At 58.4% G+C, this 23,389-nt stretch carries 19 protein-coding genes; 9 read left to right on the top strand and 10 right to left on the bottom strand.

The features are described 5' to 3' along the window. Window positions 1–122 precede the first annotated feature (122 nt). Genes HMPREF2724_RS00845 through HMPREF2724_RS00855 form a run of 3 tightly spaced genes read left to right on the top strand, consistent with a single transcriptional unit; the run spans window position 123 to window position 3,732 of the window. Entirely contained in the window at window positions 123–1,334 is a 1,212-nt protein-coding gene (locus tag HMPREF2724_RS00845) for an NAD-dependent epimerase/dehydratase family protein (RefSeq protein WP_061921377.1), read from the top strand. 15 nt (window positions 1,335–1,349) lie between these two features. Further along, a complete protein-coding gene (locus HMPREF2724_RS00850) occupies window positions 1,350–2,489 on the top strand; it encodes a glycosyltransferase family 4 protein (RefSeq protein WP_070455988.1) in 1,140 nt (379 codons plus the stop codon). Window positions 2,490–2,505: 16 nt separating this feature from the next. Continuing rightward, window positions 2,506–3,732: a DUF6882 domain-containing protein gene (locus HMPREF2724_RS00855; RefSeq protein WP_070455987.1), complete on the top strand. Its 1,227-nt coding sequence runs from the start codon at window positions 2,506–2,508 to the stop codon at window positions 3,730–3,732. 17 nt (window positions 3,733–3,749) lie between these two features. Here HMPREF2724_RS00855 and HMPREF2724_RS00860 read toward each other — a convergent pair whose 3' ends face one another. Continuing rightward, window positions 3,750–4,802 (bottom strand): 3-hydroxyisobutyryl-CoA hydrolase, encoded by a 1,053-nt coding sequence (locus tag HMPREF2724_RS00860; RefSeq protein WP_061921370.1) that lies wholly within the window; start codon window positions 4,800–4,802, stop codon window positions 3,750–3,752. Between the two features lie 56 nt (window positions 4,803–4,858). On the opposite strand from HMPREF2724_RS00860, the gene HMPREF2724_RS00865 reads away from it, so the two are divergent. From HMPREF2724_RS00865 to HMPREF2724_RS00875, 3 genes are all read left to right on the top strand, one after another. After that, window positions 4,859–5,683 (top strand): HAD family hydrolase, encoded by an 825-nt coding sequence (locus tag HMPREF2724_RS00865; RefSeq protein ID WP_239240829.1) that lies wholly within the window; start codon window positions 4,859–4,861, stop codon window positions 5,681–5,683. Between the two features lie 185 nt (window positions 5,684–5,868). After that, complete coding sequence (locus HMPREF2724_RS13030) at window positions 5,869–9,462, top strand: acyltransferase family protein (protein WP_246818176.1); 3,594 nt, start codon at window positions 5,869–5,871, stop codon at window positions 9,460–9,462. Window positions 9,463–9,614: 152 nt separating this feature from the next. Continuing rightward, the gene (locus HMPREF2724_RS00875) at window positions 9,615–10,316 is read left to right on the top strand and encodes a DUF1648 domain-containing protein (RefSeq protein WP_168164862.1); all 702 of its coding nucleotides are present in this window, start codon (window positions 9,615–9,617) and stop codon (window positions 10,314–10,316) included. A gap of 84 nt (window positions 10,317–10,400) precedes the next feature. Here the strand turns inward: HMPREF2724_RS00875 and HMPREF2724_RS00880 are convergent, their stop codons facing one another. Then, window positions 10,401–10,727: a putative quinol monooxygenase gene (locus tag HMPREF2724_RS00880; protein ID WP_062041496.1), complete on the bottom strand. Its 327-nt coding sequence runs from the start codon at window positions 10,725–10,727 to the stop codon at window positions 10,401–10,403. A 167-nt stretch (window positions 10,728–10,894) separates the two neighbouring features. On the opposite strand from HMPREF2724_RS00880, the gene HMPREF2724_RS00885 reads away from it, so the two are divergent. Further along, on the top strand, window positions 10,895–11,329 hold the full coding sequence (locus HMPREF2724_RS00885) for a hypothetical protein (protein ID WP_070496900.1): 435 nt from the start codon (window positions 10,895–10,897) through the stop codon (window positions 11,327–11,329). A 158-nt stretch (window positions 11,330–11,487) separates the two neighbouring features. On the opposite strand, the gene HMPREF2724_RS00890 is transcribed toward HMPREF2724_RS00885, so the two are convergent. Both HMPREF2724_RS00890 and HMPREF2724_RS00895 read right to left on the bottom strand, forming a co-directional pair. Then, complete coding sequence (locus HMPREF2724_RS00890; RefSeq protein WP_201054694.1) at window positions 11,488–12,069, bottom strand: hypothetical protein; 582 nt, start codon at window positions 12,067–12,069, stop codon at window positions 11,488–11,490. Between the two features lie 90 nt (window positions 12,070–12,159). After that, on the bottom strand, window positions 12,160–14,010 hold the full coding sequence (locus tag HMPREF2724_RS00895) for an ABC-F family ATP-binding cassette domain-containing protein (protein ID WP_062041508.1): 1,851 nt from the start codon (window positions 14,008–14,010) through the stop codon (window positions 12,160–12,162). Between the two features lie 94 nt (window positions 14,011–14,104). On the opposite strand from HMPREF2724_RS00895, the gene HMPREF2724_RS00900 reads away from it, so the two are divergent. Beyond that, complete coding sequence (locus HMPREF2724_RS00900; protein ID WP_061921349.1) at window positions 14,105–15,433, top strand: NHL repeat-containing protein; 1,329 nt, start codon at window positions 14,105–14,107, stop codon at window positions 15,431–15,433. 62 nt (window positions 15,434–15,495) lie between these two features. Here HMPREF2724_RS00900 and HMPREF2724_RS00905 read toward each other — a convergent pair whose 3' ends face one another. The 4 genes from HMPREF2724_RS00905 to HMPREF2724_RS00920 all read right to left on the bottom strand — a co-directional run bounded on the left by HMPREF2724_RS00905 (window position 15,496) and on the right by HMPREF2724_RS00920 (window position 19,570). After that, on the bottom strand, window positions 15,496–16,449 hold the full coding sequence (locus HMPREF2724_RS00905) for a 4-(cytidine 5'-diphospho)-2-C-methyl-D-erythritol kinase (RefSeq protein WP_082778571.1): 954 nt from the start codon (window positions 16,447–16,449) through the stop codon (window positions 15,496–15,498). Then, a complete protein-coding gene (rsmA, locus tag HMPREF2724_RS00910; protein ID WP_061921344.1) occupies window positions 16,443–17,300 on the bottom strand; it encodes a 16S rRNA (adenine(1518)-N(6)/adenine(1519)-N(6))-dimethyltransferase RsmA in 858 nt (285 codons plus the stop codon). The genes HMPREF2724_RS00905 and rsmA overlap by 7 nt, the downstream gene beginning before the upstream one ends. Before the next feature lie 95 nt (window positions 17,301–17,395). After that, the gene (locus HMPREF2724_RS00915; protein WP_061921341.1) at window positions 17,396–18,547 is read right to left on the bottom strand and encodes a resuscitation-promoting factor; all 1,152 of its coding nucleotides are present in this window, start codon (window positions 18,545–18,547) and stop codon (window positions 17,396–17,398) included. A gap of 204 nt (window positions 18,548–18,751) precedes the next feature. After that, window positions 18,752–19,570, bottom strand: a complete 819-nt coding sequence (locus tag HMPREF2724_RS00920; protein WP_070455980.1) for a TatD family hydrolase — start codon at window positions 19,568–19,570, stop codon at window positions 18,752–18,754. A 235-nt stretch (window positions 19,571–19,805) separates the two neighbouring features. On the opposite strand from HMPREF2724_RS00920, the gene HMPREF2724_RS00925 reads away from it, so the two are divergent. Next, complete coding sequence (locus tag HMPREF2724_RS00925; protein WP_070586737.1) at window positions 19,806–20,321, top strand: GNAT family N-acetyltransferase; 516 nt, start codon at window positions 19,806–19,808, stop codon at window positions 20,319–20,321. Here the strand turns inward: HMPREF2724_RS00925 and HMPREF2724_RS00930 are convergent. Further along, window positions 20,291–21,469 carry an MFS transporter gene (locus HMPREF2724_RS00930; RefSeq protein WP_061921332.1) on the bottom strand — a complete coding sequence of 393 codons (1,179 nt, stop codon included), beginning with the start codon at window positions 21,467–21,469 and terminating at the stop codon, window positions 20,291–20,293. The two genes, HMPREF2724_RS00925 and HMPREF2724_RS00930, sit on opposite strands and share 31 nt — an antisense overlap. Before the next feature lies 1 nt (window position 21,470). Then, complete coding sequence (gene metG, locus HMPREF2724_RS00935; protein WP_061921501.1) at window positions 21,471–23,303, bottom strand: methionine--tRNA ligase; 1,833 nt, start codon at window positions 23,301–23,303, stop codon at window positions 21,471–21,473. Window positions 23,304–23,389: the final 86 nt, after the last annotated feature.

The raw sequence follows: 23,389 nt of genomic DNA on the forward strand, positions 1-23,389 counted from the left end.
ACCGGGGTACTGTCGTATAAGTCGTATTTTCCGCCCACAGGCCTCGCTCCTCCGGGCAAAGATAGACCTTCCTGTCAGCGCATGTTCGCATGCATCCCTCGAGTAAGTTTGGAGTGTCCACAGTGAAGATTGCGATTCTGGGCGGCGACGGTTTCTGTGGATGGCCAGCATCCCTTTATTTGTCCGACCAGAGCCATGACGTCATTATCGTGGATAATCTTTCCCGCCGCGCTATCGACGAGGAACTCGGCGCAAGTTCGTTAACCCCCATCGTCTCGATTGAGGAACGCATCGCGGCATGGCATGAGGTCTCCGGCAAGACCATCGCTTTCCACAACTTGGACGTTGCTCAGGACTACGACGCTTTGCTCGACTTCCTGGTAACTGAACAACCGGATGCAGTAGTGCACTTTGCTGAGCAGCGCGCTGCTCCTTATTCCATGAAGAATTCGCGTACCAAGCGTTACACGGTGGATAACAACATCAACGCCACCCATAACCTGCTGGCCGCCATCGTGGAATCCGGCCTCGACATCCACGTGGCTCACCTCGGCACCATGGGCGTCTACGGCTACGGCACCGCGGGCATGGAAATCCCGGAAGGCTACCTCGACGTACAGGTCAAGGTGGAGGGCCAGGAGCCAATCGAGCAGTCCATCCTCTACCCTTCCAACCCAGGCTCGGTCTACCACATGACCAAGGTGCTGGATCAGCACCTTTTTGCCTACTACGTCAAGAACGATGAGCTGCGCGTCACCGACCTACACCAGGGCATCATCTGGGGTACTCACACCGAGCAAACACTTAAAGACGAGCGCCTCATCAACCGCTTCGACTACGACGGCGACTATGGCACGGTGCTCAACCGCTTCCTCATCCAGGCAGGTATCGGTTACCCGCTGACTGTCCACGGCACCGGTGGCCAGACCCGCGCTTTCATCCACATCCGCGACATGGTCCGCTGCATCGAATTGGCTCTGGAGAATCCGCCGGCCAAGGGCGAACGCGTAAAGATCATCAACCAGATGACAGAAACCCATCGCGTGCGCGACCTTGCAGAACTCGTCGCCGAGCTTTCCGGTGCGAAGCTTGCCATGGTGCCGAACCCGCGCAAGGAATCGGCAGAAAACGAGCTGCACGTTTCCAACAACACCTTCTTGGAACTTGGCCTTGAGCCAACTACCTTGAGCGAGGGGCTCCTCCACGAGATCGAGGAGGTAGCAAGGCGCTACGCGGACCGCGTGGATCGCTCCAAGATTCCAGCGCAGTCGCTGTGGACGAAGCAGCAACAGGTTGGAATTCCGGAGGAATTCCTCGACAAGGCCGCTCACTAACCCCACTTTTAAACCGTGCGCATCGCAATCGTTACCGAGGTCTTTCTCCCGAAGATCGACGGAGTAGTCACCCGCCTGACCAAGACCCTAGAGCAGCTTGCTGTTCTAGGGCACGAAGTCAAAATTTTCGCCCCGGGCAATCCTCCGAAAAGTTTTGCAGGCTTTGAGGTTTCCCCGCTCCCCAGCCTTTCCTTACCGGTCTACCCGGAGATCAAATTCGGTCTTCCAACTTGGGGATTCTTCAGGGAAATCCGCGAATGGGACCCAGACGTAATTCATGCCGTCAACCCCATTTGGACTGCCGCACTAGGCGTCTTCGCTGCCCGGCGCGATGCGGTCCCGCTGGTGGCAAGCTTTCACACCAACGTCCCGGAATATGTTGACGCTCTCGGCATCGGGTGGACACGCCCGCTGACAGAGCATGCGATCACCTACCTACACAACCAGGCCGCGGTGAACCTGTGCACGTCTGCCCCCATGGTGGATAAGGCCCGCACGATTGGGATGCACAACGTGAAGTTGTGGCCCAAGGCCGTAGACACTCAGACCTATCACCCGAAAAAATCCACACCAGTCATGCGTGAGCGCCTCAGCGCAGGCAACCCCGACGCCCCGCTTCTTACCTATATCGGCCGCATTTCCAAAGAAAAGGACCTGGAGCGGCTCGCCAACGTAACAAAACTCGTGCGCCAGGAAGTACCCGCGGCACGCTTGGCCATCGTGGGCGCTGGCCCCTATCTGGAGCAGCTCAAGAAGTCCTTCGACCCTGAAGTCACTGTCTTTACCGGTTATTTGTCCGGCGAAAAGCTGGCGCAGGCATTCGCTTCCGGTGACGTTTTCCTCTTCCCCTCAGCGACGGAAACTTTAGGCTTGGTTGCCCTTGAATCCTTTGCTGCCGGAGTGCCTGTCATCGGTACAAACGCCGGCGGCATCCCTTTCGTCATCGACGAGGGCGAAACCGGTCACCTCATCGATCGCGATGCTTCTGACGATGAATGGGCCGCAGCTGCGATTGGTCTATTGACAGATCCCGCGCGACGCGCCCGCATGGGTCAGGCCGCGCGTACCGAAGCAGAGCGCTATTCATGGTTAGAATCCACAAAGGCACTCGTTGCCGCTTATGAAGAAGCGATAGATAATCCCTACCGACGCTGAGGAAGTTTCACGCCCCATGCCATTGCCGCCGTTGCCACTGCCTAAAAATCTGGAAGAAATTTACTCCGCCGGTGCCTTCGTGCAAGCAGGTATCGATGCGGAATTTACAAAGCAGCTGGGCGAGGTTGAAGCGATGGAGTTCAACTTCCAGCCTTCCCCGAGCGCTGATGGGACTACCGAATTGGACCAAAAGGTCCAGGTTCGCTTCAACACTGCGCAGGGAATACGCGATTTTCCAGGCATGCGCCTTGCCACCATCAAGGATGGCATTCTCACCTGGTGCGCGGAAGGTGCGCGTCAAGCGCCCATCGCGGAGTTCCACGAACCGCAACCTTTCGAGTACTCACTGCTTAATATCGCGCGCTTCCTCGTGGGCAACGCCCCGGTCGCCCGGGTACCGCAGGGCGATCACGAGGCAGTGGTGGCCATTGCGTTCAACAGTCTTCCGCACGATACGGCCAGCACTATCTCCTTAGGACTTGAGCGTTTCAGCGGCGGCATCGACGAGCGCTTGGCCTTGCTGAACCTCGCGCAAGCGCGCCGGCTCGAAGCTGATTCCGCGCCGGGTAACGCCAAGGGCGGCGCCACAGCGGAGACAATCACGCTCAGCGATGGCACCAGCGTGCATTTGAGCGCCAAGGATGCACCGGGTGGCCAGCGCATCGTTGGCATCCGCAAGGCCCATTCGGGTGTACTGCCAGAGCACGTGCTTGCCGACGCCCATTTCACCGCCGTTGAGCACCAGTTCTACCTGGAGTCGCGCTTTCCTGATGCCGCCGTGCAGTTTGATGCCGCAACGGCCACCGCGATGCTTTCTACCTCGACCGGTTCGACGCCCGTCGATGCTCATCTCATCGCAACGGTCGACTCCGATGAGTTCACGTGGGCGTGGGCTGATCCGGACTATGCGGGCACGCATTCTGCACGCGCTTCCTTCAACTTGCAACGCTTCGGGCGCGATAACTGCGTCCCAGATCTTGTCCGGCCTTGCCTACCAATGGAGTGGGCGAAGGACGCCTTTCTTCCGCAGATTGCGATGCCCATCCTCGGCGCATGGACTTTGCTGACCGTACCGCTGGGTGAAAAGACCGGTATCCTCCTAGCGAGCTCGCCTACGCTGACGTTACCTGCCCCTACTCTGGAGGTTGCCGAGGCAGTGCTGGCTGTCGACCTTCCTGCAGGCTGCGACGCCGAACGCGCCCGTGCCGCTTACGCCGCTAACCGCGGCGTCGCCAGTTGGTAAAGCATTCGTGCCAGCATTTAGGCGTTGGCGATAACCTCGCGGAATTCGGCGGCCTCTCCCGCTGCGGGGAACGCAGCATCATGAGTTTTATCTACTAGGACCGCACGCACACCTTCGACAAAATCTGGCCGGCGCAACATGTGCTTGCCCAAAGCCAGCTCCATGCGCAGGGCCTCACGGACATCTTTCGCTTTGGCTTCCGCAGCGAAAAGTTCAGTAGCCGCAACCAAAGATGAAGGGCTAGCCTTTTCAGTAAGTTTTGCAAAGTCCTCTGCCAGCTGCGTATGGGCCGGAAGCGCTTGCTTGATTTCGGCCCATGTATCCAAGGCAAAGACTTCATCGATGTCATCAATGAGCTCTGCTAGCTCAGGTTTACCTTCCGGTTTAATCGCGTGCTTTTCTGCAGCGGCATCGACGCCTTCGGCAATAACATCATCGATGAATGCTTGGGGGCTTTCGATGACGTGCGTCGCCAAGCCAGCCCAGAGCATATCTGCGGCATACATGCGGTAGCCGCTAAGCCCCCAAAACTTTGCCAGTGCGGGATCGGATTTTCCACGCGTGCCAATCATGCGTTGGGCCATGTAGGCGACACCGACGTCAGTGATATAGCCAATTGCCATCTCTGGCATCGAAGCAAATGCTTTGTCGGTGACGATTCGGTGCGAACCGTGGGCGGAAATTCCTAGTCCGCCTCCCATGACGACGCCGTCGATAACGGAGATATAGGGCTTGGGATACTCGGCGATATCACCGTTCAGTTTGTACTCTTTTTCAAAGAATTCATCCACTTGTCCCCAACGTTCCTCCAAGACTCCGTCGCGGGCGGCACGTACGTCACCACCAGCACAAAAGGCCTTGGGGTTTCGCGAGTGAACCAGCACTTGTTGGACATTTTCGTCTTCGCGCCACTGGGAAAGAGCTTGGCGAATAATGTCAAGCATCTCAGGATTTAAACTATTGAGCGCGCGCGGCCGATCCAGCTCGATAACTCCGGTATGGTTGCGAACTGATACTTTCACTGGCTCGGCGTGAGAACTTGTTTCTACAGCATTGTTATTCTCAGACATGCCCTCCAGTGTGGCATATCACATTAGATACGGCTACCCCGATAAATCACAGATTGGTGGACGATTTGGCCCCGCAGCTCATTGCACTAGACATGGACGGCACTCTCTTAAACCCGGAGGGTCAACTTCCACATGACTTTGCGGAACTTAAGGCACTCGCTGCCGAAAATGAGTCCGTTCTAATCCCGGCGTCGGGCCGCCAGCTTGCCACCTTGCAGAAGATGTTCCCCGACTTTGACGCCTTCATTGCCGAAAACGGTGCGGTGGTCATGCGCGACAATGAGATCATTGCGTCCTTTCCCCTACCCCCTGAAGCTGTACGTCGCGTTCTAGCGGCATCGTCTGAGTTCCCTGCTGAGCACACGTTGGTTCTGTGCACCCCGGAGTGCGCTTTTATCAAGCGCGATATCCCAGAGCATGCGATTCAGGAAATCGCCAAGTATTACAGTGCGGTTAAGTGGGTGGAGTCCCTCGATGAGGTGCCGCTCGATAACGTCATTAAAATTGCGGCCTACTGTAAGGACGGCTCAGAGGCCAACCTCGCCCCTACGGTCCGCAAGGTCGTGCCGGAACACACCGTGGCCATCTCCGGCAAGGTCTGGCTCGATGTCATGGCAGACGGCGTCGACAAGGGCAAGGCTTTGACTGCTATGGCCAAGCTTAGCGACGTCGCGCTTTCCGAGACCGCCGCCTTCGGTGACTTCTTAAACGACTACGAGCTTTTGCGTGCCGCGGGCCTAGCGGTAGCAATGGAAAACGCGCATCCACAGTTGAAGGAGATCGCAGATATAATCGCCCCGTCCAATGCAGACAACGGTGTGTCCACGGTTCTGCGTAAACTGTTCGCGGAGTCTGCTACCAGCAATTTAGGCACAAGTTAGGTTGCCCAAATAAGGGTGAGTACTCCTCCCCATTTTTTAGGATTCATTTACCGACGCGGGCTAGAATAACCCAGTTGCTAGCCACTATTTCCCTGGAGAATGTTTTGAAACAGTTTTTGAGGTCCCTCCTCGGCCGACCAACGCAACAGCCTCAGGAGGCCCCGCAGAAACCGGTATATCAACCAGTGGCGGATAACAAGGATCACAACAACGATCCAAAGAAGGCAGATCCACAAATCAAGGGTTCGCAGGACAAGTCTGTGAACATGCCTTCCCAGGCTAAGTCTGCCAAGGCAAACTCCTCTAAGCCAGCACAGCAGAAGCAGTCCGAACAGAAGCAGCCTGAGCAAAAGAAGTCGACTTCTGCCCCTAAGAAGCCGGAGAACTCTAAGCCTGCCGCTGCCCCTAACAAGCCGGCCGCACAAAACAAGCCTTCCGCAGCATCGGGCAAGCCTGACACTTCCAACGCCAAGCCAGGCAATACGGTACCGAAGCCAAGTGCGCCAGCCCCTACACAAGGTTCTGCTGAATCTAAGCCGCAGCCAGATCCTCAGAAGAAGCAGACTGATTCCAAGGCTCCAGCAAAGCCAGCTCCGAAGAACACCAAGAATGCTCGTCTGGTCTACCCACCTCAGGAAAAGGGCGCTGCAAACAAGCCAGCATCAGCTTCCCAACAGAAGACCGAGGCAAAGCAATCTCCTGCCGCTCCCAAGGGCGTAGCGCCGAAGAACTCTACACCTAAGAATTCTGCAGATTCCGCAGCCTCCTCATCCAAGGATGCGAAGGCCAACAAGCCTGCTGCAGAAAAACCAAAGCAGTCTGCACAAAAGGCACAGCCGACGCAGCCCCCAAAGCAAGCTCCTCAGAAGTCTCAGCCTGCCCAGCAACTTAAGCCAAAGACTTCTCAAGCTCCTCAGCAGAAAACTGCCGCTGCGAAGCCTCAGCCCGCTCAACAGCAGAAGCCACAAACTGCGCAGCAACAGAAGCTGGCGCAAAAGCAGGCCAGCCAACCCCAAAAGACTCCTGCTCAAAAGCCGATAAGCCCGAAGTCTCTGCCTGCCAAGAATGTGCAGCCAGGCGCCAAGGCCCAGCCAAGCAATAAGCCTCAGCAGCCTGCACAGAAGTCTGCACAGCAAAAGCCCCAGCCACAGCCGCAGAACCAGAACCAGTCTGGTTCTGCTCAAAAGCAACAGCTAAAGTCAGCTCCGCTACCAAAGAATGCTGCACAAAAGCCACAGCAGCAGGCTCAGCCAGCTCCGAAGGCTTCTGTTCAGAAGCCAGTTCAGTCGAAGCCGTCAGCACCGCAGGCTAAGTCTGCTGAGAAGCCAGCCGAAAAGCCTAAGCCTGCTGCTAAGTCTGCACCACAGACCGAGCAGAAGTCGGGCAAGAAGCCGCAGCCGTCTCAGCCGAAGAAGAACGCTGACCGCGCTGGCGGTGCTGGTCGCGCTGCTGGCGCTGCTGCAGCGGCAGGCGCAGCTGGTGCTGCAGGCACGGCAGGTGCTTCCGCAGCAAAGTCTCCGTCGGCGAAGACACCAGCGGCCGATCAGGAAATCAAGCGTGCACTCGCACGCCGTTCCCAGCCGGTTGGTACGCCTACCCCAAAGCAGATGAAGCCACCGAAGCCTTCCCGCGAGGCACGTAAGAATCCTGAGCAGCACGATGGTACCGGCAAGGCAGCCTCTGCTGGTGCTGTGGCTGGTGCGGCAGCAGGCGCGGCTAGTGCTTCCACGGCGTCGGCAAGCGAGGCTCCAAAGAAGACCTCCTACGTGCAGCCGCCGCAGAAAGCATCGCAGCCAAAGCAAGACTCCAAACCGGCAAAGCCGGTGATGGTGGACCGCTTCCCGCACGAACCGGAAGCGTTGAAGACCCCGCACGATAGCAAGGAAGTAAAGCGCACTAAGCGCGCACGCCTGCGCCAGGTTAAGGGCCTTGACGGCCTGCGCGGCTTAGCCGTTCTTGCTGTGGTTATCTACCACTTCTTCGGCGACGTGCTGCCTGGTGGTTACCTTGGCGTGGACATGTTCTTCGTGCTCTCCGGCTTCCTCATCACCTCCCTGCTGGTGCGTGAGTTCCGTGTGAGCGGTCGAATCAGCCTGAAGGACTTCTGGGTACGTCGATTCCGCCGCATCCTGCCCGCAGCGCTGACCGTTTTGATTATCTGTACTGCCATCGTGGCCCTCATCGGCGGCGATATCGCAGTCGGTATCCGTGAGCAGTTCCTGGGCACGTTCTTCTTCGTCAACAACTGGACGCAGATTGCCACCTCCCAGTCCTACTTCGCGGACAATGAGATCCAGGTCTTTGCCCACTACTGGTCCTTGGCCGTAGAAGAGCAGTTCTACGTCATCTGGCCGCTGCTTATCTTTGGTGTCTTTGCCATCTCCCGCCGTCAGCCGCGCCGTCTGCCAATCGCAGTCTCGCTGCTGCTGGCTATCGCCTCCGGCGTAGCAATGTGGCTGATTTACACCCCGGGCCAAGACCCAACCCGCGTGTACTACGGCACCGATACCCACGCCTTCGGCCTGCTCATCGGTGCTATTCTGTCCCTGATTGTTACCAGCACCAAGTCCCACCCGAAGGCAGATTCTTGGCCAAGCCCTGGTAAGTCTGAACAGGTAATGGCCGGCGTCATCGGCACCTTCGCCTTGGCCGGCTACATCGCGCAGCTGTTCCTCATGCCGGACGATGCTGAGTTCACCTACCGCGGCGGCCTCATCCTCACCAGCGTTCTCGGCGCACTGATGATCTGGGGCGTTATCCGTGAGTTCGGTCCGCTCAAGTGGATCTTCAGCACCGCCGTCATGCGTTGGCTCGGCCAACGCTCCTTCTCGCTGTACCTGTGGCACTGGCCGGTCGTGATGATTTTGCGCGCGATTTTCGACGGAAACCACTCCTCCGACAAGCCGTGGATTCTGGGCCTTGTCGCGGTACCGATCTCTTTCTTGCTGGCAGAGCTTTCCTACCAGTTCGTGGAGAATCCTTTCCGCCGCGGCGGTTACAAGAAGACGTGGACTGGCTACTGGGCGGCCCGCCCATCCATGTCCGAGATGAAGGACGGATTTGCCAAGGCCTTTTGGCCGCTCGTGCCGTTGATCGTCGTCGCTTCCCTAGTGGGCGTGGGCTATGCGCTGGCGACCTCCAGCGATAAGTCTGAGCTGGAGCAGCAGCTCGAGCAACTGCAGAAGCAGAATAAGTCCACGCAAAACGGCGGCCCAGCGCCTGCTGCCGCACCAAGCACGCAGACGGAAAAGACGCGTCGCCCGATGCCAACCGGCAATGAAATTACCGCCATCGGTGACTCGGTGATGTTGGCTGCCTCCGAGGCACTGCAGCAGCGCTACCCAGGCATCTACATCGACGCTGAGGTCTCCCGCCACTACAGCGCTGCCCCACCAATCATCGAGCAGCTGAAGGCAGCCGGCGACCTGCGCTCCACGGTCTTCCTTGGCTTCGGCACCAATGGCCCGGCATTCCCCGACCAGATTCAGGAAGTCGTTGACCTCATCGGCCCAGACCACACCATCGTGATGGCCGTTCCTTACGGCGACCGCGAATGGATGGCACAGTCTCAAAGCGACGTCATCGACGCTGCGAAAAAGTACGACAACGTCTACCTCGCTGACTGGTGCACCCACGCACAGAACAACCCGAACTTGCTCTATTCCGACGGCATTCACCCGCTTCCGGAAGGCGCCTCGGAATACGCCCTGGCGTTCCACTACGCCTTGTTGCAGTACTCCAACTACGACAAGAACTTGGATTCCAAGTGCCAGATCTAGTAGTTCTTTAGCCAAAGCTCCTAGAACGCAAAAGGCGGACGGTCCCTTACAACGGACTGTCCGCCTTTTCGTTTGTCTAACGCTTGAGCCGATATCTTCGTTATCATGTTTTTGGATTTATGTAGGAAACTGAACACACGAGGAACTTCCTGTTGACAGCTCTACGCAAGGAATGGATTTGGTTGGCCGCCACGGCAGCGCTTGCGCTAGTCGCCGCAATAGTTGTAATTCTCGGCTGGGACAGCCTCCCAGACTTTCTACTCAAGCATTTCAATGGTCGAGGCGAACCTGATGCATGGATGCCAAAGACCTATCGCAATGCAATTGGTTTTGCTGTGCTTGTTCCTATTATTCTGACGATTGTTTCAGCCATGACTATCGGCACAACGCAGCAAGGCACTAAGACGGCTGCAACGAGCTACTCACAATCCACAGAAGTTGATGTCGAGCGTAGCCGTGCTCACTCCGCTGCTATCCTTCCCACGTTAAGCTTTTGGTTCTTCGCCCTAACGGCGATCTGCACGGCGTTCGCGCTCACTGGAATCTTTCTCAGCGGCCCTAGACCACTAATTTTCCCCTGCTTAGTCGTTGCCATCCTTGTGGCTTGCGTCTGGCTCGTGTTCAGGTTGAATAGCATAAATAAAAAGCTGGATGAACAATTTCCTGACTCCTCTACAGCGGGCAAGCTTCGTTACGGATTGTTCTACTACGACCCCACAGATACCCGCGCGATGGTGCCCCTTCCCAGCGGTTCTTCCCAATTCAACTTTGGGCAGAAAAATGCCTGGTTTATCCTCGCTGGGCTCTTAGTACCTCCGGCCCTATTGATTATCCTTCTTAACGTCGCGGCCTAAATTGCCCAAATAAAAAAATCCGCCTTCCTGCGCTGCGTGGTTGTATACACGGTGCAGGGAGGCGGAATGCTTTAAGCAAGTGCCTTAGGACTCGACCTTGTACTCGGCCATGCGGTCCCACTCTGTCTTACCGTCGATGTGGACGTTGATGATTTCTGGGGTCTCAAGCAGGTACTTCGGGAACTCCTCGCAGGAGCGCTTGAAGTGCTCGCCCTCGACGTGCTCGACGTCCTTGCCATCAGCATAAGCCTCAACGAGGAGGAAGCGCTGACGGTCCTCCGGATCACGGTACCAATCAAAGTTCAGGCAACCCGGCTCCGCATTACAAGCCTGGGTGTACCAGTCGATCTCGTCGAGGAAGGTTTCTGCGTATTCAGGCTTTACGTGGAATTTTACGTTAATCAAAATCATGAGCCCCATCGTACGTATGTGTATTTTCGTCCGCCACGATGCAGCACAAAAGCATGGTTCGGGCAGATTTTGACAGCGAAAGCCGGCACCACCCGGAACGCTTTCAGCCAGATGAGCCGATTAATATATTGTGTAGGAAGCCTCTTTAGAAAGGCTCCTATCCTCCTGTGACTACGCAAATCTCTTTGGACGAAGGCCGCGCGCTGTGGCGTCGGAGGCTTCGCCGATGGATTGCACTCGCGGTTTTTATCGTTGTCTGTGGGGTCGTTTTGGGTATCAGTACGATTCTGCTCAAAGAAGCAGCCCGCAACTGGGCCGATTACCACGCCGCCCGCCCATTGTGCGAGCGCGAGGTGCTAAAGCAGGCAAAGATTCCGGAGCGCGCCACGTTCCTTACTGAGACCATCCCTGAGACCGATTCAAAGATCAGCGCACCCATGCGCGTTTACACCGCCCACGGTGATGTCATCTTCATCAACGATGAGGGCGTTGAGGATGAAGGCACCTATGATTGCTTGGTGAGTTTCCGTACCCATAGCTTTGTCACGAGCCGCGCCGAAGTCTCTGGCATTGCCCCTGCTGCCCTAGTGGAGGCTCCATGAGTTCGCTGGCGAATGAACTAAGCGCTAGGCGACGCCGTCAAAAACTCGGCGTCGCTCTTCTTGTGGTGGGAGCGATCGTAGTGACTGCATTGTCGCTAACCCGCTCAATTTCGTTGATTCGAGCGCCACGCTAGCAGGCGTAGAGCCGGCCGCATTAGCTAGTTGAAAAAGTACTCGGCGAGGTAAACAAAGTTGCCATCGAAGCTGGTGGCTACGCCGAAGTGCTTGCCTGGTGCCGGGGTAACTGGAACGTCACGGTTGAGCCAGTTGAGGCGGTCGTGAGCTTCCTGAATGGTCAGGCGGTAGACGTTGCCGCTGCCTTCGTTCAAGTGAGTACGGCCGTCACCGACGTTACTGCGGTAGCTAAGAGCACCAGCCGCGCCCTGGTCAGCCCATTCCTGAGCGATGTTGCGAGCGTTCGGATCCTCAACGTGGCCCTGCTTGCGCAGGTGCTCAGTGGTGGCGCCAACGAGGTGGTGAGCTACCTCCGGAGCTGGCTGCTTGACAAACGGCGGAAGCTGAATGTTGTACTGCTTTGCAAGGTCATAAGCCTGCGGTGGCAGTTCGACCTGTGGTACGCCAGCTGGAATGAACTGGGAGCTGCCAGCGGTGACATCTGCCGGGATGCCCGCAGGTAGCTGGGAGGAGAAATCCGGAAGCTGAGCTTGAGCAGGAGCCAAGCTGCCGGCTGCGAGAGTAAGGGCGATGGAAACGGGGAGAATACGGCGCGTCAGTTTCATATCCTCCACCGTGCCACACACTGGGGCGAGCTAAATAGCATTAGGCAGTGCTGAAAGCGAGATCGCAATAGCATTGTTATCTACGCTTTCTTAGCCTTCGAGCTTCTCGCCAAGCTCTAGCCACTCCATCTCGAGCTCCTCGCGCTGAGAGGTTACTTCCTTCAGCTTGCTGTCTAACTCGGTTAGCTTCGCGGTGTCGATGTCGCCCGCGCCTGCCACCTCGGCCATCTCGGCGTTGAGCTTGGTGGCTTGCTCGTCGAGCTTGCCCATTTTGCGCTCCAAGGCATTCATCTTCTTGGTCAGCTCGCGTTCCTCTTGGGAGGACAGGCGCTTGGTAGATTCCTTCTTGGCGTTTCCTGCGCCATTGCCGCTGCCGTCGGGAGCAGAATCCTGTTTCGCGCTTTCGCCGAGGTTGACCACGCCTGCGGGCTGAGCCGCGTCGAGGGCGGCGCGGCGGCGCAGGTATTCGTCAATGCCGCCTGGCAAGTTGGTGAGTTTTCCGTCGCCAAAAAGCGCATACGTATTATCCGCAATGCGCTCAATGAGGTAGCGGTCGTGTGAGATGACCACCATCGTGCCCGGCCAAGAATCGAGCAAGGACTCCAGTTCCTGGAGAGTGTCGATGTCGAGGTCGTTAGTTGGCTCGTCGAGCAGCAGCACGTTTGGTTCTGCCATCAACACGCGCGTTAGCTGGAGGCGGCGACGCTCACCACCGGACAAGTCCCCCACCGGGGTGCGCTGGCGCTTAGCGGAAAAGCCCAGGCGTTCTGCAAGCTGCGAGGCAGACAATTCTTTCTTGCCCAGTTGGACGTAGGTGGCCACGTCCTCCACGGCGTCGATTAGCCGGCGCTGCGGATCAAGATCATCGAGTTCCTGGCGCAGCCAGCCCAGACGTACCGTCTGCCCCTCAATGCGCTTGCCCGCGGCGAGTGGATGTTCGCCAGCCAGGGCGCGCAGCAGCGTGGTCTTGCCTGAACCGTTCACGCCGACCAGACCGATGCGCTCACCCGGGGCCAAGCGCCACGTGAGGTGGTCAACGAGTTCGCGGCCATCCGGCGTCGCAATCGTGGCATCCTCAAGTTCAATGACCACGCGACCTTGGCGCTGCTTGGAAAAGGCCATGAGCTCAACCTTGTTGCGCGGTGCTGGGACATCAGCGATAAGTGCCTCTGCCGCTTCCACGCGGTAGCGCGGCTTCGAGGTACGCGCCGGCGCACCGCGGCGCAGCCATGCTAGCTCCTTACGTGCCAGGTTCTGGCGGCGCTGCTCTATCGCATCGGCCTGACGGGCACGCTCGGCGCGGGCATAAATCCAGTCGTTGTATCCGCCCTCATAAGGATCGACCACGCCGTCGTGCACCTCCCACGTGGTGGTTGCCACGGTATCGAGGAACCAGCGGTCGTGGGTGACTACGACCGCTGCGAGCTTGCGCGCCAGGAGATGCTGTGCCAGCCACTGCACTCCTTCCACGTCCAGGTGGTTGGTCGGTTCGTCGAGCACGATCAAGTCAAGCTCCTGGACCAATGCAGCGGCCAGGTTAACGCGGCGGCGCTCGCCACCAGACAGAGAACCCACTGGCGTATCTAGGCCCAGTTCCACGATTCCGAGGCCGCCCAAAACGTCGCGCACCTTGGCATTCGAGGCCCATTCGAAGGTCTCGAGGCCGAGCGGTTCGATGATGACCTGGGCGATAGTCAGGGCGTAATCAAGCTCAAAGCGCTGGGTCACCACGGCCATGCGCAGGTCAGAATTGTGGGACACACGCCCCTCGTCCGGCGGCTCGATACCGGTGAGCACCTCCAGCAGCGTGGTCTTGCCGCCGCCATTCACGCCAACGATTCCGATGCGGTCCCTGCTTTGAACACCCAACGACACCCCGTTGAGCAGCGTCTGCAGACCGAAAGATTTGGAAACTTTTTCCAGGTTAATAAGGTTCGCCATAACGTTTAACCATCTTAGTGCCTAGCGCGCAGTTACCCCCCTCACCACCTCAGACTATTGCAAATGAAAATTACTCTAAATAGTCTAAACGGGTATGAAGAAATCTGCGCTATCTATCCTTGCCGCTGTCTCCGCAACAACACTCCTTGTCACTTCCTGCTCCAAGCCCGCTGATGAGCAGGCCCCGGCCAACGATGCCGCGACTGAGTCGCACGAACACGAGGGCCACGATCACGAGGGCCACGATCACGAGCACGATCATGAAGGCCACCATCATGAACACGATGGAATGGAGGCCGGCGAGGGCGAGACCGAAGTTGCTCAGTTACCCAATCGCGTGGTCATCTCCCACGAAGGCGGCTTGAAGACCTACGACGCCAAAACCGGCAAGGTCATCGAGGAAGAGGAAATTCCTGCATTCCTGCGCCTGTCCAACGCTGGCGATAACCGCCACGTCATGGTCACCAAAGGCGATAAGTTCCTTAGCTTCGACTCCGGCCTCATCACCAAGCCGCACGGCGATCACAACCACTACTACACCGCCGAGCCTAAGCTTTCCGACGCCGAGATCGAGGCGCCGCACGCCGGCCATGTGGTCCACCACGACGGCTTCACCGCTCTCTTCTCTGACGGCGAAGGCACCGCACAGGTCTTCCCAACCGACCAGGCTGGCGACCCGAAAGACGTCAAGACCTTCGAATCCGGCGCAGCACATCACGGTGTTGCCGTTCCGCTCAAGGACGGCTCCGTCGTCATGACCAAGGGCACCGAGGACGAGCGCCACACCATCCAGCATCTATCCAAAGACGGCAAGGTCCTGACCGAGACCACCAAGTGCCCAGGCGTTCACGGTGAGGCTACCGCCGGAAACGGCAAGCTCTTCTTCGGCTGCGAGGACGGCCCAGTTGTCTTCGACGGCAAGGAGTTCCACAAGATCGACGTTTCCGCCTACGCGGGCAAAGACGGCTACCAGCGCTCCGGCAACTCCGCCGGCTCTGAGGAATCCGACGTCATCTTGGCTGACAACAAGACCGAAAAGGACGCCGAGTTCGAGCGCCCAACCTCTGTCTCCCTCATCAACACCAAGGACTACTCCGCCAAAAAGGTTGACCTCGGTTCCTCCTACTGGTTCCGTTCCCTGGCCCGCGGCCCGCTAGGAGAGGCCCTCGTGCTGACTTACGACGGCAAGCTCAACGTCATCGACCCAGAGACCGGCGAGATTACCAAGAAGATCGACGCCATCTCCGAGTGGCGCGAGAACGAAGAATGGCAGCTGCCTGGACCGATCCTCAAGGCGGAAGACGGCTACGCATTCGTCACCGATGCCAACAAGAAGGAACTCGTTGTCATCGACCTCTTCGAGGGCAAGGAAGTAAACCGCTTCAAGCTGGACATCAAGCCAACCGAGATGGCTGTGCTCTAGATAAACAAAAGCTGCAGTGAGGGGACTTTGCCCTACTGCAGCTTTTACTTTTTAATAACACCCTAAATTACTTCGATTCCTGGTGCCGGCGAGGTGGTCACAATGCCACGGGTGCCCTTGTTATCGAACATCACTTGGGCCACGACTTCACCAGCGGTCTCCTCGTCCTCGCACAGGAAGGCACAGGTAGGACCAGAGCCAGAGACGATTCCAGTCAGTGCACCGGCGGCCATTCCAGTGTCCAGAATCTTGCGTAGGTCTGGGCGCAAAGAAAGAGTTGCCGCTTGCAGGTCATTGCGCAGCACCTTTGCGAGAGCCTCGGGACGCCCGCTCATCAGCGCCTGCGCCACCGCAGAAGTGTCCATGGTGGGGTGGCTGCCCTTCCCCGCTGCGCGAAGCTCATCAATCTTGGCAAAGACGGCCGGAGTGGACAGCCCTTCCGCATTGGTAATGATGGCCCACGTATACGTTCCGCGGCTAAGCATCGGCGCCAACTTCTCGCCGCGACCCGTGCCCAACGCCGTGCCGCCGATTAGCGTGAAGGGCACATCAGAGCCTAGGCGCGCTGCCAGTGTTAGAAGTTCTTCTTCACTTACAGCGCCGAAGTCAGCAAATGCGTGAGCGGCCAGGCGCAATGCCGCGGCCGCATCCGCAGAACCGCCCGCCATGCCGCCGGCGGCGGGAATCCCCTTTTCTAGCTGCAACCTGACCTTGGGCAAGGCAAGCTCGCGCTCGCCGCGTACTGCATCCGCTACCGCTTCGACGGCTCGCCATGCTAAATTCTTGTCATTTTCCGGCACGCCTGCGGCATAGGTACCGCTCGCGCGCAGTTCCTGCACGACTGGGCCCGTGGTCATCGCTGCAGGAGTGCTATCCTCAAGCGTTTCGAGGCTAACCACATCAGAAATATTCAGCGATTGAAAGACGGTGGCGAGTTCATGGAAGCCGTCGGGACGCGCTGCCTCGACTCCTAAGTGCAGGTTGACCTTCGCATGGGCGCGAGCACGAATTAACAATTCACACCTGCCAATCGGACAAAGTCTTCGGTGGCCAGCTTCTCACCACGCTGGCGCGGGTCGATGCCGGCTGCCACTAGAGCCTCTTCCGCGGCAGGGCCGCCGCCGAAGTGACCAGAGAGTGCCGCGCGCAGGGTCTTGCGGCGCTGTGCAAAGGCGGCGTCGACAAGTGGGAAAACCGCCTTGCGCGTCTCATCGTTGATAGGCCACGGCGCATTCTCGAAGCAGTCGATGCGCACTAGGCCAGACTCGATGTTCGGCGCCGGCCAAAAGACGTTCTTGCCGATGGTTCCGGCCTGCCGGACGTTGCCGTAGAAGGAAGCCTTCACCGAAGGAACGCCATAGACCTTGCTGCCAGGCTTGGCGGCGAGACGCTCTGCCACCTCAAGCTGAACCATGACGAGTACGCGGCGGATGGAGGGATAAAGTTCCAGAATGTGCAAAAGAACCGGCACCGCGACGTTGTACGGCAGATTTGCCACCAGCGCAGTCGGCTCGCCCAACTCGCCTGCCGTAATACGCAGCGCATCTTTTTCCACGAGCCGCAGGTTGCCTGCTTGCTCCGGTGCGCGCTGCGCGATGGTATCCGGCAACTGCGCTGCAAGGCGTGGATCAATTTCTATCGCCGTAAGGTCATCGACTGCCTCAAGCAGGCCCAAAGTCAGAGATCCTAGGCCGGGACCTACCTCAACGACGCGGTCTTCCCGCTGCAACTGCGCCGCACTAACGATGCGGCGGATGGTGTTGGGATCGTGCAGGAAGTTCTGTCCCAGCTTCTTCGTCGGGGTCACGTCCAGCTTCTCGGCCAATTGGCGGATTTCCACGGGCCCGAGCAGTTTGGGTTCAGTCATGCAATTTAGAGTAGTCGAGGTTTTCCGGATACAAAGAAAGCCCGCTTCCGCGGGCTTTGAACGGGGCGCGAATTAGCACCTAAAGGGCTACATGCTTAGCGCAGCCCCAGCTTCGCGGTACAAGCAGGCCATGCGCCCCAGCCCTGTGCGGCCTGAACCTTCTCGGCCACAGCGATCTGCTGCTCACGGGTTGCCTGCCATGCTTCCGGCGCATATGCGGTGCCGCCGAAGCCAGCCCAGGTGGACGGGGTGAACTGCAGGCCGCCGGAGAAGCCGTTACCAGTGTTGATGGACCAGTTACCAGTTGCCTCACACTGTGCGATGGAGTCCCAGACGGAGCCATCGGCTACGGCAGGTGCAGCCGCACCGCCAGCCTCAGGTTTCTTGGTGCCGCGGGCGATGGTGGCAGCGACCGGCTCGGTAACGACCTTTTCCTTGACTACGTCCTCGGATTCCTTAGCACCATCCTTCATCACCAGCTTGCGGGTGACCTTACGCTCACCCTTGACGGCTTCCTCGCGGATTTCCTCGGTGCCCTCTTCGAGCTCTGGGTCATCGACGTAGTTTGGCTCTGCCTCGAACTCTTCGGTGGCGTCGTAGAAGGTGGTAGAAACTTGATCAACCTTGATGGACATGCCGTTGGTCACCGGGGTGTCCATGGCTGGGAAGACGCGGTCATCTTCATCCACGCCAATGCCGCGCTCCTCGATGACGTCCTTGACGGTCTTAGCAGCAATGTTGGTGTAGGTAATCTTGCCGCCGTCGTTGATCTTGACGATCTTCGGCGACGTAACCTCCAACTCCATACCATCTTCCAGAGCGTCATCCTTTTCCACCTTCTTGTCACCGGAGGTAACAGAAGCACCGGGCTTTACGCCGTCTAAATCACCCAAAAGATCAGAAACGGTGAGATCGGTGGAAGAAAGCTGCTTTTCGACGCCGTCGATAGTAACGGCAACAGGCTTAGAGGTGCGCACGGTGATGTTGTCACCGTCGGCAACCTCTTCAGAAGGAGCCGGGTACACGAGATCCTCGCCGCCGACGTTAACGCCCGCAGCCTGCAGCGCCTCATCGACGTTGCCCGCGAAGGTGGCCAGCTCGACCTTGTCACCGTTGACGTCAACGGTGATGTCCTTCTGCGCAGAAACAGCGACGACTCCGCCCACTGCCAAAGTACCGAGCACACCACCGGTGGCAAGGCGCAGAGGCAGGGAACGGGAAGAATTGATGCGCTTAATCTGGTTCATGAAACTCTCTCATCGAAAACGGGGGGAAGCAGAGCAAATCTTTGAATAACGATACGATAACAGCAAGATGCAGTCGAAAACGATTTTTCGGCCTACACCACTTCCAGCACTGCTTTCACATTCGGCACGCCCATCACCACTGAGCAGGAAAAACTCCGAATATGAAGATCGTCACAGATTTAAGCATGAATGCTTAAATCTAGCCTAGGAGAGGCCAAATATCGAAGTGAATGTCTGGTTAACCTCTTCGATCAGTTCTTCGACGCGCATGCCTCGCGCCTCAGCAATGCAGTTATACGTATGCCCGATGAAGGTCGGCTCGTTGCGTGCGCCGCGGAATGGCTCCGGGGTCATATACGGAGCGTCGGTTTCCACCAGCAGCTGGCCTGCCGGCGCGGCGGCTGCCGCCGCGCGCATCTCTTCGTTGCGTTTAAAGGTCACGTTGCCGGCAAAAGACAACACCCAGCCGCGCTCGAGTGCTTCCTTCGCCACATCAAACGGCGAGGAGAAACAGTGCAACATGACATTCTCGGCGTCGCCAAGCACCCGCAACAGGTCCGCGTCCGCCTCGCGGTTGTGAATCATCAGGACCTTACCGGTTTCCTTGGCCAGATCCATGTGCCAGCGCAGCGCCTCTTCTTGTACCTCAAGTGGTGCGGTGGATTCCGGCTCATGCTTAATCCAATAGGTATCGAGGCCGGTCTCCCCGATTGCCACGCAGCGTGGGTCCGCAGCCATCTGCGCCAGGCGCGTACGTGCCTGCTCGTCCAATTCCTGCGCCTTGGTGGGATGGATGGCGCACGCTGCCCACACATTGGAAAATTCGTGCGCGGCCTGCAACGCCTGCTCGGCTTCTTCCAAGCCATCGCCTACCGTTACCATGCGCGACACCCCTGCAGCACCAGCGCGGGACACGATGTCGGCGGCTGGGTCCTTGCAGGAGGCTAGGTGTGTATGGGCGTCGACAAGCTGTGACAAGCCTTCTGCTGGAACAGGGACTGGGCGTGGCTTCTTTTTAGACATGGACGCAATTGTAATCTGGAACGCATGCGAAACCACCTTTTTTAGATCCGGCAGCCCAAGGCCAAGGTGTGGACACCAACGTCGCATCCATCAAGTTGCATGAGAAGTTCGGTTTTGCCAATGTAGGAACGTTCAAAGAGGTGTCCTACAAGAGGGGACACTGGCTAAATCTCGCCCATTTGCAGCTGCTCGTTTAGCCCCGCAGCTTCTTATTGTTTAAGGATCCCTGACACCTATGCACGTACGTCCCGCCTCGCCTGCCGACGCCGCCGCAATCGCCTCCATCTACAACGCCGCCTCCGCCGCTACCCCGGCGGCCAACTTGGTCACCTGGCAAGAATCCGTCGAGGATCGTGCCGAGTGGCTCGAACAAATGGAAAAGGACGGCTACCCCGTCTTCGTTGCCGTAGAAGACGATGAGATCATCGGTTGGGCTGCCTATTTCCAATTCGTAACGCCAGCCATCTACTACGGCACCGTAGAAAACTCCGTCTACGTCGCTCCTTCGGCGCGCGGCAAGGGCGTGGGCAACGAGCTCATGTGCGCCGTGGTCGACGATGCCAAGGACAACGACTACGTGCAGACGATGATCACCTACATCGTCGATACCAACGAAGCCTCCATCGGCCTGCACAAGAAGTTCCACTTCGAAGAGACCGGCCGCATGCCCAATATCCACACCAAGGACGGAGTGCGTCTGGGCCTAGTGCACCTGCAACGTCACTTCGACAGGAGCTCGTCGTCGATGTAGACCGAGCGGGCGGCGGCAACGCCTGCCACCGACATCGCTAGGGTAAGTGTGATGAGCACACCCAACGGAACCTCCCAGCCGCCGGTTGCTTGCGCGAGAACGCCGAAGAGGAACGGGAATACGCCAGCCAGAATATAGCCACCCGGCTGCACGAAGCCGGAAAGGCGTGCTGTTACCTCCGGCTGCCGGGTGCGCGCGGCAATCAGGGCGAGGGCCAGCGGGAAGCACATTCCGCCGATGCCCATCAGAGTGGCCCAGGTAAGCGGCGCTGCGCTCGCGTTGACGAGCACCCCCAGCCAGCCGGCCAAGGTAGCAGCCGACAAAACCAGTGGAACGGGACGGAGATCTCGCAGCCGCTCAATGAGAATCGGCATGATGAGCCCGCCGACGACGTTGATGGCGCCGATGAGCGCGAGCGCCAGGCTGGCCCGGGAGGCGGAGACCCCACGGCTTTCAAGCATCGTGGGCAGCCACCCCATCTGTGCATAAGCCATGGTGGATTGCAGGCCAAAGAAGAAAAGAAGTGCAACAGCGGTACGCGAACGGCGCATCGGAATCGCCGCGGTATCCGGGCTTTGCACTGGATCGACGCCGGTGTGCTTACAGGCAATCAGCCACCCCACTACCTGCAGGGCGACGGGGATTGCCCACGCAAACAACGACATCCGCCAGCCACCCAGGTGGGTAGACATTGGACCAAGGGCACTCGATACGCCAAGCACGGTGGTGTAAGTCGTCATCAACGCCACCACGGTGCGCGCAGTTCCGTAGGTCTTGATCCATGCAGGCAACAAGATGTTGGTGACAGCGATGCCGCCGACTACGAGCAGCGTGAGCGCAACGAAGGGTGCGAAACTACTTACCCATGGGCGCACGGCAAGCCCCACCACGAGTGCCGCTGCGCCGCCGAGAAGAGTCGTGGTCAGGCCACAACGCCGCGCGATAGGAACGGCGGCCCAGCCCATCAGTGCGAAACACAGACCAGGAAGGGCTGTCAGGGTCCCGGCGATGGCAGGGCCAACGCCAAAAGCTGCGCTGATATCGCCCAGCACCGGCGCCACGGAGGCGATTCCGGCGCGCAGGTTCAGCGCAGTTAAGGTAACGACCGCAAAAGCGAGAGCGGCCGCGATGCTTCGACGAGCCACCATCCTATTTCTGGACGGGTGCCCACTCAGGGCCGGTCTCACCGAGCTCTGGGTCAAGCTTTGCCACGAGCGGCTTCGGCTTGGAAAGCTCAGTGCCAGGCTCGACGTCTACGCGCTTCCATGCCGCCAGCTGGGCGGTGTAATCACCGGTGATGATTGGGTACGGGTGATTCTCCGGCGGCAGGCCAACGCCTACGAGCTCAACCGGGATATCATCCACGACGTCGCGTACCTCAGGCTGTGCCGCCCAAATGCCATCGCGGCCCAAGGTCTCGTGGACCTTCTGCGCGGTAAACGGCAGGAACGGGGTGAGCATGACGTTGCAGTCAGAGACCACCTGGAGTGCGGTCCACAGGACGGTGGCCAGACGCTCGCGTTGGGTCTCATCCTTGGCCAGCTTCCATGGCTCCATCGCTGCAATATAAGCATTCGCCTCACCAACGACGTGCATGACGGCGGTAATAGCCTGCTTGAATTTCGACTGCTCGAGGTAGCCTGCGGCAGTCTCGAAGGTCTCCTCCGCCAGCTGCAGGATGGCCTTGTCAGCTTCTTCCAGTGCGGCGGGAGCTGGGACTTCGCCGAAGTTCTTGTAGGCCATCGAGACGGTGCGGTTGACCAGGTTGCCCCAGCCATTGGCCAGTTCGTTGTTGATACGGCGCACGAACTCGTCCCACGTAAAGTCCGTGTCATTGTTTTCTGGACCGGCCACGGAGATGAAGTAACGCAGCGCATCCGGGCCGAACTCCGCCAAGAAGTCCTTGACGTAGATGACAACGCCCTTCGAAGAAGAGAACTTCGAGCCGGACATCGTCAGGTACTCGGAGGAAACAATCTCGGTAGGTAGATTCAGCTCACCAAACTTGTGCACCTCGCCGCCCTTCGCGCCCTTACCGGCGTAACCCAGGAGCTGCGCAGGCCAAATCTGCGAGTGGAAGGTGATGTTGTCCTTGCCCTGGAAGTAGTAATGGCGAGCCTTGTCGTTCTGCCAGAAATCCTTCCATGCATCCGGGTTTCCGGTGCGATGCGCCCACTCGATGGAAGAGGACAAGTAACCGATGACAGCGTCAAACCAGACGTAGAGCTTCTTTGCGGAGTTTTCCTCCCAGCCCTCTACCGGAATTGGGATGCCCCAGTCGATGTCGCGGGTCATGGTGCGCGGACGCATGTCTTCGAGCAAATTCAGGGAGAACTTCAGGACGTTTGGACGCCAGTCCTCGCGAGTCTTCAACCACTCCTCCAGTGCGTCCTTCACGGAAGGCAGGTCGAGGAGGAAGTGCTCGGTCTCGATGAACTCCGGGGTCTCACCGTTGATCTTGGAAACTGGGTCGATCAGATCTACTGGGTCAAGCTGGTTACCGCAGTTATCGCACTGATCGCCGCGCGCACCCTCAGCCCCACAAATTGGGCAAGTTCCCTCGATGTAGCGGTCAGGCAAGGTACGGCCAGTCGACGGCGAGATGGCGCCCTTGGTGGTTTCCTTGAGCATGTAGCCGTTTTCATAAAGGCCCTTGAACAGCTCCTGCACTACCGCGTAGTGGTTGCGTGTGGTGGTACGGGTAAACAGGTCATAGGACAGGCCCAAGCCGGCGAGGTCGGTGACAATTTGACGGTTATAACGGTCCGCGAGCTCGCGAACGGTCACGCCTTCTTTGTCGGCCTGCACCAGCAACGGAGTGCCGTGCTCATCGGTGCCAGAAACCATGAGAACGTTGCGGCCACGCATTCGCTGGAAACGTGCGAATACGTCAGAAGGAACACCAAAGCCTGCCACGTGTCCGATGTGGCGGGGGCCGTTGGCATACGGCCAGGCAACATTTACTACTACCGACTCAGTCATGCCCACCACTTTATCGAAGCCTTGGTCAACAGCGCGCGTTGAGGGGGGCACATCGACAATGGCGAAAGATCGACGCACAAGGATAT

This window comes from Corynebacterium sp. HMSC071F07, assembly GCF_001810285.1.
In the GTDB taxonomy this organism is placed as follows: Bacteria; Actinomycetota; Actinomycetes; order Mycobacteriales; family Mycobacteriaceae; genus Corynebacterium; species Corynebacterium simulans.